This is a genomic window from Chryseobacterium arachidis (assembly GCF_900129245.1).
Classification (GTDB): Bacteria; Bacteroidota; Bacteroidia; order Flavobacteriales; family Weeksellaceae; genus Chryseobacterium; species Chryseobacterium arachidis.
Genome location: NZ_FQUT01000003.1, coordinates 255,582 through 271,789, shown reverse-complemented (window position 1 = coordinate 271,789; position 16,208 = coordinate 255,582). Strand labels below are relative to the sequence as shown.

The following is a 16,208-nucleotide window of genomic DNA, read 5'->3' as shown; positions in this document are numbered from 1 at the left end:
TAAAATTATTGATATGAAAAATAACACATTCTTTAGTAAAGAAAAACAGCTTGTACAAACAAAAGAACAAGCTAAGATCGCATTAAATATTCTGGTTCAGAATTCTCAAGGAGAAGATCTTGAATTAGGTTTATTCCGCCTGCGTGACCAACTGAATAATCCCAGACTCACAGAACTGCTCGATAGCTATCCAGATTTGATTCAAGAATACGAACTGGAGAAATTGTTATCAGGAAAGATTGAGATCAAAGATGCAAGCAGGCAGGATATCAAGACGGCAGGATTGCTTTCGTGCCTGTTATTACTCATTCACTTTTACTTTGACAAGGATGAAGGTAATTCGAGCAGATGCAAGGTTTATAACGTAACTCAATTTGATAGCATAAATTATATATTGAATGCAATCACTTCCGAGGAATGTATTAATGAGCTGTTTCTTATTATATTATCAGTAGTTGGAATTGACTATTTTGAGAAGTATCAGGAAAAGATGAAAGACCCTGATTTTGTTTTGAAACAAACAGTAGGATTTGACAATGACCCCGAAATGGATGAGTATATTGACATGATGGTGTGGTTTGCCTTGGTTCGTTTATTTATTGAAGCTATCTTTATATATTATGATAGTGGTTTTGAATCTAAAAACCTTCAGCTATGAAAACACCAAATAAATCTCCGTTTTCAATTCTCGCCAATGAGTTTATTGAAAATACACTAGAGCAAATTGTTAAGGATTATTTCATCGGTCAGGTATTCTATAAGAAAGAAAAGCAATCAACTCGATCACACATTTTGGTTCAGCTCAATAAATTTGCAGATGTAGCGAAATTGCGTTCAAAAAGATGGTTGAAAGAATTTAGAGATCAGTATGAAGTTTACTTTTATTTCATTGATTATTCAAGATTAGAATATCAATTGTCAAAGGGTCATCCTTTCATAGAGTACCATTGCCAGCGATCTTCGATAATCTATCAAAATGAAGACTCAAGATTATCAATTTTGACAGATAGGATTTGGAAAAAATACAAGAAAAAATACAACCGCTACGAAGATGCTTTCCACCACGACCACGAAATTCGTAGGATAAAAATTGAAAGACTTATTGCTGAGGATTCATATAACAGTGTTTTTACCTCTTTCGAAGAACTGATCCAATATGACTTAGAATACTTAGAGGAACTATATAGCGGAGACAGGACAAGTGACATCGATCTGAACCAAAGGATAAATCAATTGTTGATTTATATTCCGGAACTACAATCCTATTTTGTCAAAAAAAATCCAAGGGAATATTTTATAACTGAACTTTTCGCAAAAGTAAAGAAAGCGATTAACGAAGATGATCTGATTTACAATACAGAAATGTTTGAATCCTTAAGAATCATCGAAGATTCGCTGTTTACACTAGTTGAAGCTAGATTCTACGAATTGAAGCATCTGATCAAAAAGCAATATGAAAAAATTTATACTGTTGGTCAGGATATATTCCCTATAGAAGAGTATCAAACAGATGAAATACTTAATAAGGCAATTGACAGAATCCTAACCTTTATAGAATTGGAACAAATATATTTCTTTCATAAAACAACCTATGGAGAAGTGACAACCTACTATTTACTTTTGATTGGCTTGAATGTTAATAATGAAAAAATAAAAGCAATTACTCATTCTTTGACGAGTATATTTGGAAAAGAGTACAAATTTTTATTGGTCGGTCACGATCGGTATTGGATTCAGAAGAATCTATATCAATATCAAAGCTTCTTCGTTTTCATTATGCAAGGCAAACATTTGGTCTATTCCTCAGATAAATTTCATCCTGAGCCACATTGGGAAATGCCTCATCAACCACAGCATAGTGATCTGTATTTCCATTATAAGAGTACATTACAAAGTTCATTACAGTTTTATAAATTAATTGATGGAGAGCAAGAAAATTATCAGGGAGTAGATAATATCTTCGCATTATTTCTTTTGTCCTTTTGCAGAACTTACATCTATGTAAAAACATTTTATCTACCTAATTATATGACCAGTGAAGCCCTTTGGCAATTATGTATCTACGCTGATAAGTACATATATAAGTACAACTATATGTTTGAGCAATTTTCTAATAATATATTTTCTTTTACTGATTACAATATGAGCGTGCATCATAGTGTAGGAAAAGTTGACACAGAGAAAGTAAATTGTATGAAAATAATTGTAAAAAAGCTGATGGATGAACTTAAAGAAACTGTTGTTAATGGTAAATTGCTAGATGATTTTAAGACGAATTTAATCTGCGATAAAACGGAGAGTGCAATACTATCAGAAAATAAAATAGACCTTTAGAAAATAATTTTTTTCTAATTGAAGACTTTCTGTGCCTAACTATGCGGTGAGATACATATCACGGAATAAATGGAATTTCTCTGAATTATTTTTAGGGAAATTCTGCATTTATGTCTAAGGCAAAAGAAATCAAAAAAATACCAATAGAGGAAGTTATCGAATATTTCCGGTCTGAAGGTACGGAGCTTTCGAAAGAAGAAGCTGAATTGATAATGGAGTTTCTTTACAACCTTACATTGATGGTCATTAAAAAGTACTTCGATACTGATCAGAAATGATATTCCTTACTAGAATATCCGACTGATAAACCTGAAATTTTCTTATTTGACCATACTTACTATAATTCCACAGAACTAAATTTTAAAATTATGAAAACAGCAGATTTATATATACGTGTATCGACAGATGAACAGGCAGATAAAGGTTATTCCCAAAGAGATCAGGAAGAACGTCTCAGACGTTATTGTTCACAAAATAATTTAACTGTAGGAAATGTTATTTATGAAGACCATTCTGCAAAATCTTTTAACCGTCCCGAATGGAAGAAGCTTCTGATTGAACTTAAGAAAAAAGGTTCTAAAACCAATATTATTTTGTTCACGAAATGGGATCGTTTTAGTAGAAACGCTGGCGATGCCTATCAGATGATAAGCATCCTTTCAAAGTTGGGTGTGGATTTACAAGCCGTTGAACAACCGCTTGATCTTTCCATCCCTGAAAATAAAATGATGTTGGCTATCTATTTGGCTGCGCCCGAGGTTGAAAATGATAGAAGAGCACTTAATGTATTTTATGGGATGAGAAGAGCTGTCAAAGAAGGGCGTGTTATGGGAAAAGCCCCATTTGGTTATGCTAACAAGATAACCGAGAATGGTAAAAAGTATATTGCAATCAAAGAGCCGGAAGCAACAAAAATGAAGTGGGCATTCAATGAATTGGCTAAAGGTATCTATGCTAGCAATTCAATAAGAACAAAAATTAATGAATCTTTGAGAAAAGGTGTCAGCAAGACATCCTTTCATATAGCTATTCGCAACCCGATTTATTGCGGTAAAGTATTTGTTCCAAAACATAAGGATGAGGAAGCCTGTTTTGTTGAAGGTCAGCATGAGCCATTGATCAGTGGGGAACTTTTTGACAAAGTACAAGAGATTCTAGATGGAAAGAAAAGACCTCAAAGACCGAACACAAAAATCACTGTTCAGGAAAATTTTCCACTTCGTGGATTTTTAAGGTGTCCTAACTGTGGTAAAACACTTACGGCCAGTGCTTCAAGAGGTCGAAATAATAGATACTATTATTATCATTGTAATTCTATTTGCGGATTCAGAGAAAGAGCAGAGATCGTCAATAAATTTTTTGAAGATGGATTAATGACATTAGAAATGAATGCGCCAGTTAAAAAATATCTTAAAAAGCTTTTAACTGAAAATTATCAGAACTTCATCAGCGATCCATTAAAAGAGAAAAAGAAAATATCTGACGAAATTGATACTTTAAATAACAAACTTTCTTTTGCTCGAAACAAGTTTCTTAGTGAGATAATTGATGATGATGAATATCTGGAGATTAAAAGAGAATGCAAAGACCGGATTTCAAAGTTGGAAGAAGAACTGAATAAAAGTTCAATCCCTCAAATTAGCAATATAGATAAACTGCTCGAACAAGCCTTAGAGACACTTCAAAATATCGGAAAACACTATCAAGAAGGGGAAATTGAGGTAAAGCGTGCAATTATTGGTTCGATATTTCCTGAAAAATTAGAATTTGACGGAAAACATTATCGAACCGCCCGAATTAACTCAATAGCATACCATATATTTCAGATAAACAATGAGTTAGATGGTGTAAAAAAAAAGAGAAATGATCATTTTGATCATTTCTCCTTGAATGTAGACTCACAGGGATTCGAACCCCAGATGACTGAACCAAAATCAGTAGTGTTACCGCTACACCATGAGTCTGTGTTTGTTTTTAGTGGTGCAAATTTACAGCTTTTTTCATTACATGCAAGAACTTTTTGCAATTTTTTTTAAATTTACTGTACATTTTATTTACGCTCATTATGCAGATAGACTTTAAGAATCTCGATATTAATCAATTATGCTTTGAAACAGAATTTGAAAAAAAGATCAAGCTTTTTTTAGAAGAATGGCTTTCAGATTCCACAACCGTAAAAGTGCAGACTTCAGGTTCCACGGGAGTTCCGAAGGTTTTTGATATTGAGAAAACAAAAATGATCAATTCTGCGGAAATGACCTGTAATTTTTTAGGATTAAAAGAAAGAGATACCGCATTGATCTGTCTGCCAATTGAATATATTTCGGGAAAAATGATGATCGTTCGTTCTATCGTGAGAAAATTAAAATTAATCATCGTAGATCCGTCGACGAAACCAATTGAAAACTTAGAACAAGAAATCGATTTCTGTGCTATGACACCTCTTCAGGTAGAAAATTCTCTGGATAAATTATATCGAATTAATAATCTGATCATCGGTGGAGCTGCGGTTTCTGAAAGTCTGAAAATTAAAATTTCTCAAACTCTTCAGCACTCAAACCCTCAAACCAAAATATTTGAGACTTATGGAATGTCTGAAACACTTTCCCATATTGGATTAAAGCAGATCTTTCCAAATGCGGAAGATTATTTTACCGTTTTTGAAAATGTTGAGATTTCTCAGGATGAAAGAGGTTGTCTAAAGATTTTTGCCCCAAAAGTAAATTCTAAAATTTTGCAAACTAATGATTTAGTTGAGATTAAAAATGAAAATCAGTTCAGGTTTTTGGGAAGGATCGACAATGTGATTAATTCCGGAGGAGCAAAAATTTTTCCCGAACAGCTGGAAGCTTTAGTAAAAAAAGAAATCCCGAATGAAGCTGTATTTTTAGGAATTGATGACGAAATTTTGGGACAAAAATTGATATTAATTATTGAAGGAAGGGAATCTGAATTTATAAATGAGAAATTATCAACAATTAATTATCAACAAAAATTCCATAAGCCGAAAGAAATTATTTTCGTTGAAAAAATTCCCAGAACGCCAAATGGAAAAGTAAACCGAATAGAATTAAGAAATATTTTAAAGTAAAGTCTTTTATCTTTGCTGTATCATCCGTTAATCTAATTAAAAATGAAAGATTTTACCAAAGAACTCAATTTTAAAACTTCCCGCAGCAGTGGGGCAGGAGGACAGAATGTGAATAAGGTTGAAACTTCTGTAACGGTTCTTTGGAATGTTTCAGAATCTGAATTTTTTAATGATGATCAAAAAGATTTAATTCAAAATAAACTGAAAAACAGGATCAATGCGGAAGGATTTTTATTCTTAACGGTTTCGGAAAGCAGAACTCAATTAATGAATAAAAATAAGGCCATTGAAAAAATCCTGGAAATTGTGGATAAAGCATTATTTATTCCGAAAAAGAGAGTTGCTACAAAACCTTCAAAAGCGCAAAAGCAGAAAAGATTAGACACGAAAAAAAAATTGTCTGATAAGAAGGAAAACCGACGCTTTAAGTTTTAAAATTCTTCTGTCGTTCAGCAGTTATCTTACAGTCCAAAATTCCTATCTTTGCAAAAATTAAAAAAATGAGCAAACCGATAACTGAATTCATAGAAAAGTATTACCTGCACTTCAACGCAGCTGCATTGGTGGATGCTTCTAAAGGATATGTTGCACACCTTAAGGATGGTGGAAAGATGATGATCACTTTGGCTGGAGCAATGTCTACTGCAGAGCTGGGAAAAATTCTTGCTGAGATGATCCGCCAGGGAAAAGTAGATTTTATTTCTTGTACAGGAGCGAATCTTGAAGAAGATTTAATGAATCTTGTGGCACATTCTCACTATGAAAGAGTTCCTCACTACAGAGATTTAACGGCTCAGGATGAGTGGGATCTTTTGGAAAGAGGACTGAACAGAGTTACAGATACCTGTATTCCTGAAGAAGAAGCTTTCAGAAGATTACAGAAACATATCGTTGAGATCTGGAAAGACGCTGAAGCTAAAGGTGAAAGATATTTTCCTCACGAATTCATGTATAAAATGATTCTTTCCGGAGTTTTGGAGCAATATTATGAAATTCCAAGAGAGAATTCTTGGATGATCGCTGCTGCAGAAGCAAATCTGCCAATCGTAGTTCCGGGATGGGAAGATTCTACAATGGGTAATATTTTCGCTTCTTACTGTATTAAAGGGGAATTGAAGCCTACAACAATGAAATCGGGGATCGAATATATGACGTATTTGGCTGATTGGTATACTAAAAATTCAGGTGGAAAAGGAGTTGGGTTCTTCCAGATTGGTGGAGGTATCGCAGGAGATTTTCCGATCTGTGTGGTTCCGATGTTGTATCAGGATATGGAAATGCATGACATTCCTTTCTGGTCTTATTTCTGCCAGATTTCAGATTCTACGACTTCTTACGGTTCTTATTCAGGGGCTGTTCCTAATGAGAAAATTACCTGGGGTAAGCTTGATATCACTACACCGAAATTTATCGTTGAAAGTGATGCTACGATCTGTGCACCATTGATGTTCTCTTACATCCTTGAAAACTAATTTTATAATTTCAAATTAATTATATTTAAAAGGCTTATTTATTAAGCCTTTTTGTTTTTTAGCTGAACACAAAGCTCACAAGGTTTTTTTTAAATATATTTTTAAAGGTTCACAAAGACGCTCTGCTTTAAAAGACCACAAAGTGTTGTTTTAAAAACTGCTCATCTTTTATAAGCGAAGCGGCTTTGTGAAACAAAAATAGTTTTAGATAAAAATAAAAACCCTGTGAACTTCGTGTTCAGAAAATCAATACTAAAATATATTTATTCTAATTGGAAACCCTTCAGAAAAATAAATTCGATGCTTTAACAGGAATGCGTGCTATTGCGGCGATCATGGTATTTGTGTATCATAACCGTAAATACTGGCGCAACGATCTTCCGTTTGAAGTAATGCGTTTCATCAGTGAATGGCATATTGGAGTGACCGTTTTCTTTGTTTTGAGTGGATTTTTGCTTGCGTATCGATATGAAGAGAAACCTTTAGAATCCAAAAAATCTTATTTAAAATATATCCTGCTTCGTATTGCAAGGATTTTTCCGTTGTATTGGATTTTGTTAAGTGCTTATTTTCTGGATACTCCATACTCTAAAAATGTGGATACTTACTTCCTGCAATATTCACTTTTCTATTCTTTGTTTGAGAAATATTCGGTTTCCGGAATTGTTCAGGCGTGGTCGCTTACGGTAGAATTTTTCTTCTATTTGCTGGCGCCTCTTTTATTTCTTTTGTTGAAAAAAAGTTGGAAATATTGCGTTCTCTTCCTGATTGGATTTTTTCTTTTGGGTTGGGGAATCGGGTATGGCTTGCATGAATATAATGGTAAATCAAAAGGTTTTTTATATCCTCTGGAATTCATGATCGGAAGTACCTTTTTCGGAAGAAGCCTTGAATTCTTTTTCGGGATGTTATTGGCTTATTTAATGAAAAGAGAAAGAGGAATCCAATTTTTAAAAACTTTAAAAAGATCGACATTGACCGGCGGAATTTCAATGATGATTCTTACTATTGCCATTGCGTTTTTCGCAAGAAATAACTTTGTACATGGAGTAGAACGATGGGAGGGAAGGGTAATTCATGAATTTCTTTTGCCTGTTGCAATTGTCATTTTCTTTTGGGGGCTGATGTCTGAAAAAACCTGGATATCCAAAATATTATCGACCAGATTTTTTGTTCTGTTAGGTAATGCCTCATTTGTCTTTTATCTGATCCATCTCAGCTATTTCAATATGAAACTGAAATCATACCTTTATTTGCCCGATAACAATTTTGTATTGCTGTGGATTTGCTCAATTATCATTTATCTGCTGATCGAGAAGCCTTTGTACGAAGGGTGTAGAAAATTGATTGCTAAAATTTAATCTAAAGAATTTACAAGGACAAAATATCGATACGCCAGAATTCCTTTCTGAATTTTTGTCAGTTTATTAGGATCTTTATCACTTAATTTTGGAAGCACAGCTTTATTGATCTTGTTTAAAAATCGGAAGAATGACTTTTTCATGATATGCAGTATTTTGATGATTTACTATATTCAAAAATTGTGCGATTTGACAAATTAAACTTAATCAAATCAGACTTTCAAATAAAAAAATTGCCTGCCAAACGACAGACAATTTCACCACTAACAAGATTAAATTAATTATATCACTTCATATAACTATATTTACGGGTTTCCGTACATGTTGGATTCACCTCCGTCAATCGCAATCACCTGTCCGGAAACATAACCGTTTTCATCACTTAATAAATATGCAACCAAATACCCAACATCCATAGGATCTCCCAATCTTCTTGTAGGATTTCTCGATGCATATTCTTTTTCGGCAGCTTTTGGGTCATCAGGATTTACCTGTCTGAAAGCTTCTGCAACCATTGGCGTTAAAATAGCTCCCGGTGCAATTGCATTGGTTAAAATATTATCTTTTCCGTATTCTAAAGCTGCATTTTTTGTCATTCCGGCTACGGCGTGTTTGGTTGCCACGTACGCCGTCTGATTCAAAACACCTCTGATTCCGCCCACAGACGCTACGTTTACAATCCTTCCTCCTCCGTTTTTCTGCAATTCAGGAATCACATATTTCATTCCGTAATAAACGCCTAAAAGGTTGATGTCAATTACTTTTTTAAAGACATTGATATCATAATCGATCAAAGGAGCCTGCTTTCCTTCGATTCCGGCATTGTTATAAAGCCCGTCGACTCTTCCGAATGTTTTTACGGTTTCATCAACATAATTTTTCACATTTTCTTCAACAGAAACGTCTGCCGCAACGGTTAAAAATTTATTATCAGGATATTTTGACTGCAGATCTGCCTTTGTTTTATCCAAAGCTTCAGCGTTGTAATCTACCAGTGTCAAATCGGCTCCTTTAGAAGCTAATACCTCTGCTGCAGCGAGACCAAGTCCCATGGCTGCTCCCGTTACTATTATTACTTTTCCTTTTAAATTTGCCATAATATTTTGTTTTAATATCATTGCTTCAATTTACAACAATAATAACAAATGTCATCTTGATCTATGATAATTTTTGTAATATTTTACATACAAAATTATCGAATACAATATTTATTGATAAAAATGGGGCTTGAAAATATTCATTTCTTATTTTTGATTTAAATAAACCAAAGTATGAACGAAATTTTCAAACAACAGGTGTGGGAAATTACAAAACTGGTTCCTAAAGGCAGGGTAACGAGTTATGGAGCGATTGCCAAAGCAGTGGGTTATCCCAATCATTCCCGCCATGTAGGGAAGGCAATGGGAGGCTGCCCGAAAGATGTTCCGGCTCATCGTGTGATTTCAAGTTCGGGAACTTTGTCGGTACCGGAATTCAAGGAAAGATTGGAAGCTGAAGGAATTGTTGTAGAGAATTTTAGAATTAAGAATTTTAAAAAAATATTCTGGAATCCTTTGGAAGAACTTTAATATAGTCAATTTTACGGTTCAGTAGTTTAAAATTACGGCTGAGTCTGTTTTTTTAGTAAGAAATATACCGGAAGTGTAGTTTTGTAGTATAAAATTAATCTATGAAAACAAAATTTTTACTTTCAGTACTTTTTTTATTCACAATCTACCTTTCTAAAGCACAGATGGATGATAATTTCTATAAGCCGAATAAGGAACTTCGTCCCATAGAAAATTTGAACTATGAAGAATTTTCTATTCCTGTGCAAAATGATATCATCACCGGAATTATTTTGAAACCGAAATCCGGCAAAATAAAAGCAACCGTTTTATTTTTTCACGGAGCAGGAGGAAACGTTTCAACTTATTTATTTATGACAAAGCCGTTGGTTGAAAATGATTTTCAGGTGGTCATGGTAGATTTCCGAGGGTATGGAAAATCAACTGGCAAACCGACCCATTTGAATATTGCATCTGACGGACAAATATTCTTTGACAATATGATTCAAAGACCTGAAATTGCTAAAACGAAAATCATTCTTTACGGTGCTTCTATGGGATCGCAGGTTGCTGCTCATTTAGCGAGAAGCAATAAGACCAAAATTGCCGGATTGGTAATGGATGGAAGTCTGTCTTCTTTTACAGATATTGCCATGTATTACAAACCCGAATATAAAGAGGTTATTTCTAAATATGTCGTTTCCCCCTATTCCGCAAAAGAAGATGTACAAGATACGGAAGGTCTTCCCAAACTTTTTATTCACAGCAGGGGTGATAAAGAAGTTCCTTATGAAGAAGGCTATGAAAATTATTCCAAGGCTTCTCTCCCAAAAGAGTTTTTCGAATATTCAGGAAACCATCTTGAAGCAATGAAAGATAATTCGGACAAAATTATTGCGCAGATTGAAAAGATGTTAAATAAATGATGTTTTTCGGTTTCGGGCGGCAAAGCCGCCCGAAACCGAAAAACAAAAAGCTCCGGCGAAGCAAAGCTTCGCCGGAGCTCAATATAAAATAGTCAAATTATTTATTCAGATTCTGATAACTTTTTTGAATAAAGTCTGTCAAATCTTTTCCTTTCAATAAATTCTGAGAAAGTTTAGCCAGATCCAAAGCATATTTAATCAAACCTTCTTTTTCTTCTGTATTTTCAGTTTTTAAAATCTGATTGGAAAACTTGCTGTTGGAATTCACCACCAGGTTATACATTTCAGGGAAACCGCCCATTCCAAACATTCCGCCACCTCCGGTTGCCTGCATATCTTTCATTCTTCTCATAAATTCCGGCTGAGTGATCGTGAACGGAGCATCATTGCTGTCTAAATCTTCAAGTTGAACGGTGAATTTAGTATCATTAATTGCTTCCTCGACGTTTCTCTTTAAAGATTCTTTTTCCGTTTCATTTAATTTTGAAATGATGGGTTCATCTTTTTTAATCAAGTTATTTACGTGATCTGCATCCACTCTTACAAAAGAAATTTTCTCTTTTGAAGTTTCCAGTTTTTGAATAACATGAGGTACAATATGAGAATCCAAAAGCAAAACTTCATATCCTTTATCTTTTGCAGACTGAATATAGCTGTGCTGCTCATCTGCATTGGAAGTGTAAAGAATCACCAAATTCCCATCTTTATCAGTTTGATTCGGTTTGATTTTTTCTTCTAATTCATTCCACAAGAAATATTTTCCGTCTGTTGTTGGATATAATGTGAATTTATCAGATTTTTCAGCGAATTTTTCTTCCGTTACAATTCCGTACTCAATAACGATTTTAATGTCGTTCCATTTTTTCTCGTAATCTTCACGGTTTTCGTTGATGAGAGAAGACATTTTGTCGGCAACCTTTTTTGTAATGTAAGACGAAATTTTCTTCACTGCGCCATCCGCTTGTAAATAAGAACGTGAAACATTCAACGGAATATCCGGAGAATCGATCACACCGCGAAGAAGCATTAGGAAATCAGGAACGATACCTTTTACTTCATCCGTTACAAAAACCTGATTTTGATATAACTGAATTTTATCTTTTTCAATATTTAAATTATTGCTCAGTTTCGGGAAGAATAAAATTCCTGTCAGATTGAACGGATAGTCAACATTCAGATGAATATTAAATAAAGGCTCCTCAAACTGCATTGGATAAAGTTCATGATAGAATTTCATATAATCTTCATTCGTCAGTTCGCTCGGAGCAATTGTCCACGCTGGAGTAGGGTTGTTGATGATGTTGTCAACTTCTTCAGTTTCTGCAACGGCATCTTCAGGAGCATCTTCCGGTAAAGGTAGAGTGTGGGTTTTTGTTCCGAATTTAATCGGAACAGGCATGAACTTGTTATATTTTAACAACAATTCACGGATTTTATTTTCTTCTAAAAACTCTAAAGAATCTTCTGCAATATGAAGAATAATTTCTGTCCCTCTGTCGGTTTTATCAGTTGTTTCTTCCAATGTAAACTCAGGGCTTCCGTCACAGATCCAGCGAACTGCCGGCTCGTCTTTGTAAGATTTAGTTAAGATCTCAACTTTCTCAGCAACCATAAACGCAGAATAAAACCCAAGTCCAAAATGTCCGATAATCCCCGAATCTTTTGCCGTGTCTTTGTATTTTTCCAGGAACTCTTCAGCGCCTGAAAAAGCTACCTGATTGATATATTTTTCAACTTCTTCACCCGTCATTCCGATTCCCTGATCGATGATGGTCAGTGTTTTATTTTCTTTATCGATTTTAACCTCCAGCTTAGGATTTCCATATTCAACTTTTGCTTCACCGATGCTTGTTAAATGCTTCAATTTTAAAGTAGCATCTGTTGCATTGGAGATTAATTCTCTTAAGAATATTTCGTGGTCACTGTAAAGAAATTTTTTGATAAGCGGGAAAATATTTTCCACAGATACATTAATATTTCCTTTAGTCATAATAATTTTTGTTTTTTAATTTTTCTATTTCTTTTCAAAAAAAATACCGTTTGACTAAAAGTGACATTTTGGCATTATTTATAAATTAAGATTTTATTTTTCTGTTGTGACGGCGATCATTATCCCAAAATCTCCGTCTTCCTGAATCCATTTTTCTTCCGGAAAATAAGTTCTTGAGACAAAACCATCAAGATACAAAGCTTGTTCACAGCCCAAGTTTTTGAATAGTAAAGCAAAATTGTGAAAATTGATTTCTTTTTTAGACATTACAAAAACGGGATTTCCATTTTTTAATATTCCGACTCCGTTTCTAATGTTTAAATTTTTAGAATCTTGCTTAAAGATAGAATTAATTTTTCCTTTATTAATAAGCATCGGTCCGGATTGTGTCGCAAACTTTATATTTGAATGATGTTTAAAATTTTCGGTTGAAACAATTTTATATTTATTAGATTTTGTGATATAAAAAATCCCGTTGGGTTGGAGATAAAAATTTCCTTCGCCCTTTAAAGTGTCAATTGGAACTAGGGTTTTAAAATTTTCTATATAAAGCCCTTTCGGAATATTATTTTCAATAAACATTCCTCCATTCATAGCAAACTTTAGTTTTTTATTTTTTGTAGTAACATATGTTTTTAAATTTTGTATACTTTTTAAAGGTTGATTTTTTTCATTTTTCCAAAATAGTTCGACTTTTTCATTTTTTGAATTAACAGAATAAATAACAAAGTCAGGATTGATTTTTATTTCATTTTCACAGGAAATTAAAATGATAAACAGAAAAGAAAGTAATATTTTGGATAAGATATTCATTTTGTTTTTTACTTAAAAATACACAAAAAAGACAGCTAAAAAAGCTGTCTTCCCATATTTTAAAAATCAAAAAACTATTTGTTTTTCAACTCTTCCTTAATTTTATTTTCCAGTTCTTCAGCAAGTTCAGGATTGTCTTTCAATACATCTTTTACAGCATCACGACCTTGTCCCAATTTTGTTTCTTCATAGCTGAACCAAGAACCGCTTTTTTTCACAATTCCTTGTTCTACAGCCTGATCTAGGATTTCTCCAGTTTTAGAAACACCTTCGCCGTACATAATATCAAACTCAGCCATTTTGAAAGGTGGAGCCACTTTGTTTTTCACGATTTTCACTTTCACACGGCTTCCGATCGCTTCGTCTCCGTTTTTAATCGGTGCACTTGCTTTTCTGATGTCAACTCTTACAGAAGCATAGAATTTCAAGGCGTTACCACCCGTCGTTGTTTCAGGGTTTCCAAACATAACTCCGATTTTCTCTCTCAACTGGTTGATGAAGATTACCGTACATTTTGTTCTGTTGATGGTTGCAGTCAGTTTTCTCAACGCCTGAGACATCAATCTTGCATGAAGCCCCATTTTTGAATCTCCCATTTCCCCTTCAATTTCCGCTTTTGGAGTTAAGGCAGCCACGGAGTCAATTACCACGATGTCGATTGCTCCCGAACGGATCAGGTTATCAGCAATTTCTAAAGCCTGTTCACCGTTGTCCGGCTGAGAAATGATCAGGTTTTCTAAGTCAATTCCCAATTTCGCAGCATACGTTCTGTCGAAAGCGTGCTCCGCATCAATGAAAGCTGCAATACCACCTGCTTTCTGAGCTTCTGCAATCGCGTGGAGTGTTAAAGTTGTTTTACCGGAAGATTCAGGACCATAGATTTCAATGATTCTTCCTCTCGGATATCCACCCACTCCTAAAGCGATGTCTAATCCCAGAGATCCTGAAGGAATCACCTCGATCGTATTATCTACAGAACTGTCTCCCAAAGTCATTACAGTTCCTTTTCCGTATGTTTTATCTAATTTGTCAAGCACTAAAGCCAGCGCTTTTTTCTTATCGTCTATGTTACTCATCTGTTGTTTAAATAATTTATCAAAACTACGAAAATTTACAGTCAAAAACTAATATTCTCTACCACTAAAAACAGTTTTTATAGTTAAAAAAACATAAAATTCTGATGGGTAAATAAATGTGTATCATTTATTTTTTAGGAGCTTTTTCGCGCTTTCCGTTACAATCTTTTTTTTCAAAAAAGGATTTCCACTGCAATCACGGCTAGGTGGGAGTTAACTTACAATTTTAGGGGATATGATCTTAAAATCAATTGTTTATAGCAGATTTGAATAAAGATTACATCAAATAACCGGATATAACTTTTTAGGCAAAACAATAAATGATTTAATGAAAATTGGAGTTGTCAATAATATTATGATAATCATTTAAAACTTTCATCTGGTCTTTATTTCCTTTCCGGATTCTCGCGTCACGGCTTACCAGTTTATCGTAAACTTTGTTAATCATCCATTTTGTTTTAGGAAAGACATTTCTGTTAGAAACTTCAGGAATTTGTAGCCTTTTGCAGACGTCATCATCCAGCAGAAACCAGGTGCAGCAAATGTGCAGATAGCGAAGATTTTTTCTCTGGAATTTATATTTTAAAAGAGGATTTTCTAGCGATTCATTCAAAAGAGAATGAGCGAGAAGAACAGAATCTTTGTCCGAAGGTGGCTGAATAGAAGTCCAGAGATAAAAATATTGGGTAGCCTGTTTCTTATCGTCGGGTAAAAGATTTTCAGGGATCCCCAGCAAATATCCGACATACTTCCATAGATGAAATAATCCTTTCTCTTCTTCGGCAGAAAATGTATTTCCAAGCTTGTGAAGACTGTGCATGAAGACCAGGCTGAAGCCGATATAAGTAGCCATCATATCCCAGGAATTGATCGGCTCGCCCCAGTTTTCAGTATCCCAGTTTTTATAATGTTTCTTAATGGAAAGCCTTGCGTAAGAATGAATTAATCTGGTTTTTATCGCAAATTCATACCCTTTTTTATGAACCTCCAAAGCATCATATCTTGTAACATTCACCCAAAAATCCAGCGTTTCTGACAGACGTTTTACGGCCCCTTTTTTTAAGGCCTCCGTGGCAATCAGTGGTTTGTTGAGGTAAGCATAATCATAACCTCCGATTAAACAATAGTCGCGGAGAGAAATTAAAGAGTCGAGATTGCTTCTCATGCAGAGTTCTGCACCGTTTTTTAGCAAATTATAATCTAACCAGTCGGGAATATGCTGAGTCTGCGCAAAAAAATTTTTTACACTTTCCGGAAGATCCTTGTGCTCTGAAATGCCATTGCGGATATAAGTTTCGATCTCCCTGGATGCTTCATTGAACTTTTTCGTCAGATAAATATCTTTTACAACCTGATCGCCAAGGTCATCAACATGATAATAGTATGGCGAAAACTGTTCGAAATTATTGAAATTTACTTCTGCTCCTGAAAATTCCAGAAGCTGTTTTCCATTGCCTTTCGACCAGAAATCTTTAAAATGTTGTGCATCTTTAAAACGTGGTTGCAAAATGTGTTTTTCCATCAAGGTTAAAAATACAAGTTTTACACCGAAATAAAGAAGTGAGATTTATCATCAATCAAAAAATAAATAAAACTAA

At 34.3% G+C, this 16,208-nt stretch carries 15 protein-coding genes, 1 tRNA gene and 1 pseudogene; 10 read left to right on the top strand and 7 right to left on the bottom strand.

Annotated features, from left to right (window positions below; all coding sequences use genetic code 11):
• Positions 1-13: 13 nt before the first annotated feature.
• From BUA89_RS07525 to BUA89_RS23285, 4 genes and pseudogenes are all read left to right on the top strand, one after another.
• A complete protein-coding gene (locus BUA89_RS07525; protein ID WP_072955096.1) occupies positions 14-658 on the top strand; it encodes a hypothetical protein in 645 nt (214 codons plus the stop codon).
• Entirely contained in the window at positions 655-2,334 is a 1,680-nt protein-coding gene (locus BUA89_RS07520) for a hypothetical protein (RefSeq protein WP_072955093.1), read from the top strand. The genes BUA89_RS07525 and BUA89_RS07520 overlap by 4 nt, the downstream gene beginning before the upstream one ends.
• A gap of 110 nt (positions 2,335-2,444) precedes the next feature.
• Positions 2,445-2,612: a hypothetical protein gene (locus BUA89_RS23100; protein WP_178362440.1), complete on the top strand. Its 168-nt coding sequence runs from the start codon at positions 2,445-2,447 to the stop codon at positions 2,610-2,612.
• A 90-nt stretch (positions 2,613-2,702) separates the two neighbouring features.
• A pseudogene (locus tag BUA89_RS23285) lies at positions 2,703-3,638 on the top strand (recombinase family protein); the annotation flags it as partial.
• 589 nt (positions 3,639-4,227) lie between these two features.
• Here the strand turns inward: BUA89_RS23285 and BUA89_RS07500 are convergent.
• Positions 4,228-4,298, bottom strand: a tRNA-Gln gene (locus tag BUA89_RS07500).
• 101 nt (positions 4,299-4,399) lie between these two features.
• On the opposite strand from BUA89_RS07500, the gene BUA89_RS07495 reads away from it, so the two are divergent.
• The 4 genes from BUA89_RS07495 (at position 4,400) to BUA89_RS07480 (ending at position 8,258) form a co-directional block, all read left to right on the top strand.
• Positions 4,400-5,425 (top strand): AMP-binding protein, encoded by a 1,026-nt coding sequence (locus BUA89_RS07495; protein ID WP_072955090.1) that lies wholly within the window; start codon positions 4,400-4,402, stop codon positions 5,423-5,425.
• 42 nt (positions 5,426-5,467) lie between these two features.
• Positions 5,468-5,860 carry an alternative ribosome rescue aminoacyl-tRNA hydrolase ArfB gene (gene arfB, locus BUA89_RS07490; protein ID WP_072955085.1) on the top strand — a complete coding sequence of 131 codons (393 nt, stop codon included), beginning with the start codon at positions 5,468-5,470 and terminating at the stop codon, positions 5,858-5,860.
• Positions 5,861-5,925: 65 nt separating this feature from the next.
• Positions 5,926-6,897 carry a deoxyhypusine synthase family protein gene (locus BUA89_RS07485; protein WP_072955081.1) on the top strand — a complete coding sequence of 324 codons (972 nt, stop codon included), beginning with the start codon at positions 5,926-5,928 and terminating at the stop codon, positions 6,895-6,897.
• A gap of 272 nt (positions 6,898-7,169) precedes the next feature.
• On the top strand, positions 7,170-8,258 hold the full coding sequence (locus tag BUA89_RS07480) for an acyltransferase family protein (RefSeq protein ID WP_072955079.1): 1,089 nt from the start codon (positions 7,170-7,172) through the stop codon (positions 8,256-8,258).
• Here the strand turns inward: BUA89_RS07480 and BUA89_RS23095 are convergent.
• Positions 8,255-8,401 (bottom strand): hypothetical protein, encoded by a 147-nt coding sequence (locus BUA89_RS23095; RefSeq protein WP_178362439.1) that lies wholly within the window; start codon positions 8,399-8,401, stop codon positions 8,255-8,257. The two genes, BUA89_RS07480 and BUA89_RS23095, sit on opposite strands and share 4 nt — an antisense overlap.
• Positions 8,402-8,563: 162 nt before the next feature.
• Positions 8,564-9,355, bottom strand: a complete 792-nt coding sequence (locus tag BUA89_RS07475) for a glucose 1-dehydrogenase (RefSeq protein ID WP_072955785.1) — start codon at positions 9,353-9,355, stop codon at positions 8,564-8,566.
• Between the two features lie 174 nt (positions 9,356-9,529).
• Between BUA89_RS07475 and BUA89_RS07470 the strand changes: the two genes are divergently transcribed.
• Both BUA89_RS07470 and BUA89_RS07465 read left to right on the top strand, forming a co-directional pair.
• A complete protein-coding gene (locus tag BUA89_RS07470) occupies positions 9,530-9,826 on the top strand; it encodes an MGMT family protein (RefSeq protein ID WP_072955075.1) in 297 nt (98 codons plus the stop codon).
• A gap of 101 nt (positions 9,827-9,927) precedes the next feature.
• Positions 9,928-10,731, top strand: coding sequence for an alpha/beta hydrolase (locus BUA89_RS07465; RefSeq protein ID WP_072955072.1), 804 nt, complete (start codon positions 9,928-9,930; stop codon positions 10,729-10,731).
• Positions 10,732-10,828: 97 nt separating this feature from the next.
• On the opposite strand, the gene htpG is transcribed toward BUA89_RS07465, so the two are convergent.
• From htpG to BUA89_RS07445, 4 genes are all read right to left on the bottom strand, one after another.
• Positions 10,829-12,721: a molecular chaperone HtpG gene (gene htpG, locus BUA89_RS07460; RefSeq protein ID WP_072955068.1), complete on the bottom strand. Its 1,893-nt coding sequence runs from the start codon at positions 12,719-12,721 to the stop codon at positions 10,829-10,831.
• Between the two features lie 93 nt (positions 12,722-12,814).
• Positions 12,815-13,534, bottom strand: a complete 720-nt coding sequence (locus tag BUA89_RS07455; RefSeq protein WP_072955065.1) for a phosphodiester glycosidase family protein — start codon at positions 13,532-13,534, stop codon at positions 12,815-12,817.
• A gap of 74 nt (positions 13,535-13,608) precedes the next feature.
• Positions 13,609-14,610: a recombinase RecA gene (recA, locus tag BUA89_RS07450; protein WP_072955061.1), complete on the bottom strand. Its 1,002-nt coding sequence runs from the start codon at positions 14,608-14,610 to the stop codon at positions 13,609-13,611.
• Between the two features lie 325 nt (positions 14,611-14,935).
• Positions 14,936-16,132, bottom strand: a complete 1,197-nt coding sequence (locus tag BUA89_RS07445) for an oxygenase MpaB family protein (protein WP_072955057.1) — start codon at positions 16,130-16,132, stop codon at positions 14,936-14,938.
• Positions 16,133-16,208 lie beyond the last annotated feature (76 nt).

Excerpts from the sequence above, each read along its gene's own strand:
- BUA89_RS07495 (WP_072955090.1), top strand. The coding sequence starts at position 4,400 with ATGCAGATAGACTTTAAGAATCTCGATATTAATCAATTATGCTTTGAA.
- htpG (WP_072955068.1), bottom strand. The coding sequence starts at position 12,721 with ATGACTAAAGGAAATATTAATGTATCTGTGGAAAATATTTTCCCGCTT.
- BUA89_RS07485 (WP_072955081.1), top strand. The coding sequence starts at position 5,926 with ATGAGCAAACCGATAACTGAATTCATAGAAAAGTATTACCTGCACTTC.
- BUA89_RS07445 (WP_072955057.1), bottom strand. The coding sequence starts at position 16,132 with ATGGAAAAACACATTTTGCAACCACGTTTTAAAGATGCACAACATTTT.
- BUA89_RS07465 (WP_072955072.1), top strand. The coding sequence starts at position 9,928 with ATGAAAACAAAATTTTTACTTTCAGTACTTTTTTTATTCACAATCTAC.
- BUA89_RS07475 (WP_072955785.1), bottom strand. The coding sequence starts at position 9,355 with ATGGCAAATTTAAAAGGAAAAGTAATAATAGTAACGGGAGCAGCCATG.
- BUA89_RS07520 (WP_072955093.1), top strand. The coding sequence starts at position 655 with ATGAAAACACCAAATAAATCTCCGTTTTCAATTCTCGCCAATGAGTTT.
- BUA89_RS23095 (WP_178362439.1), bottom strand. The coding sequence starts at position 8,401 with ATGAAAAAGTCATTCTTCCGATTTTTAAACAAGATCAATAAAGCTGTG.
- BUA89_RS07525 (WP_072955096.1), top strand. The coding sequence starts at position 14 with ATGAAAAATAACACATTCTTTAGTAAAGAAAAACAGCTTGTACAAACA.
- recA (WP_072955061.1), bottom strand. The coding sequence starts at position 14,610 with ATGAGTAACATAGACGATAAGAAAAAAGCGCTGGCTTTAGTGCTTGAC.
- arfB (WP_072955085.1), top strand. The coding sequence starts at position 5,468 with ATGAAAGATTTTACCAAAGAACTCAATTTTAAAACTTCCCGCAGCAGT.
- BUA89_RS07455 (WP_072955065.1), bottom strand. The coding sequence starts at position 13,534 with ATGAATATCTTATCCAAAATATTACTTTCTTTTCTGTTTATCATTTTA.
- BUA89_RS07470 (WP_072955075.1), top strand. The coding sequence starts at position 9,530 with ATGAACGAAATTTTCAAACAACAGGTGTGGGAAATTACAAAACTGGTT.
- BUA89_RS23100 (WP_178362440.1), top strand. The coding sequence starts at position 2,445 with ATGTCTAAGGCAAAAGAAATCAAAAAAATACCAATAGAGGAAGTTATC.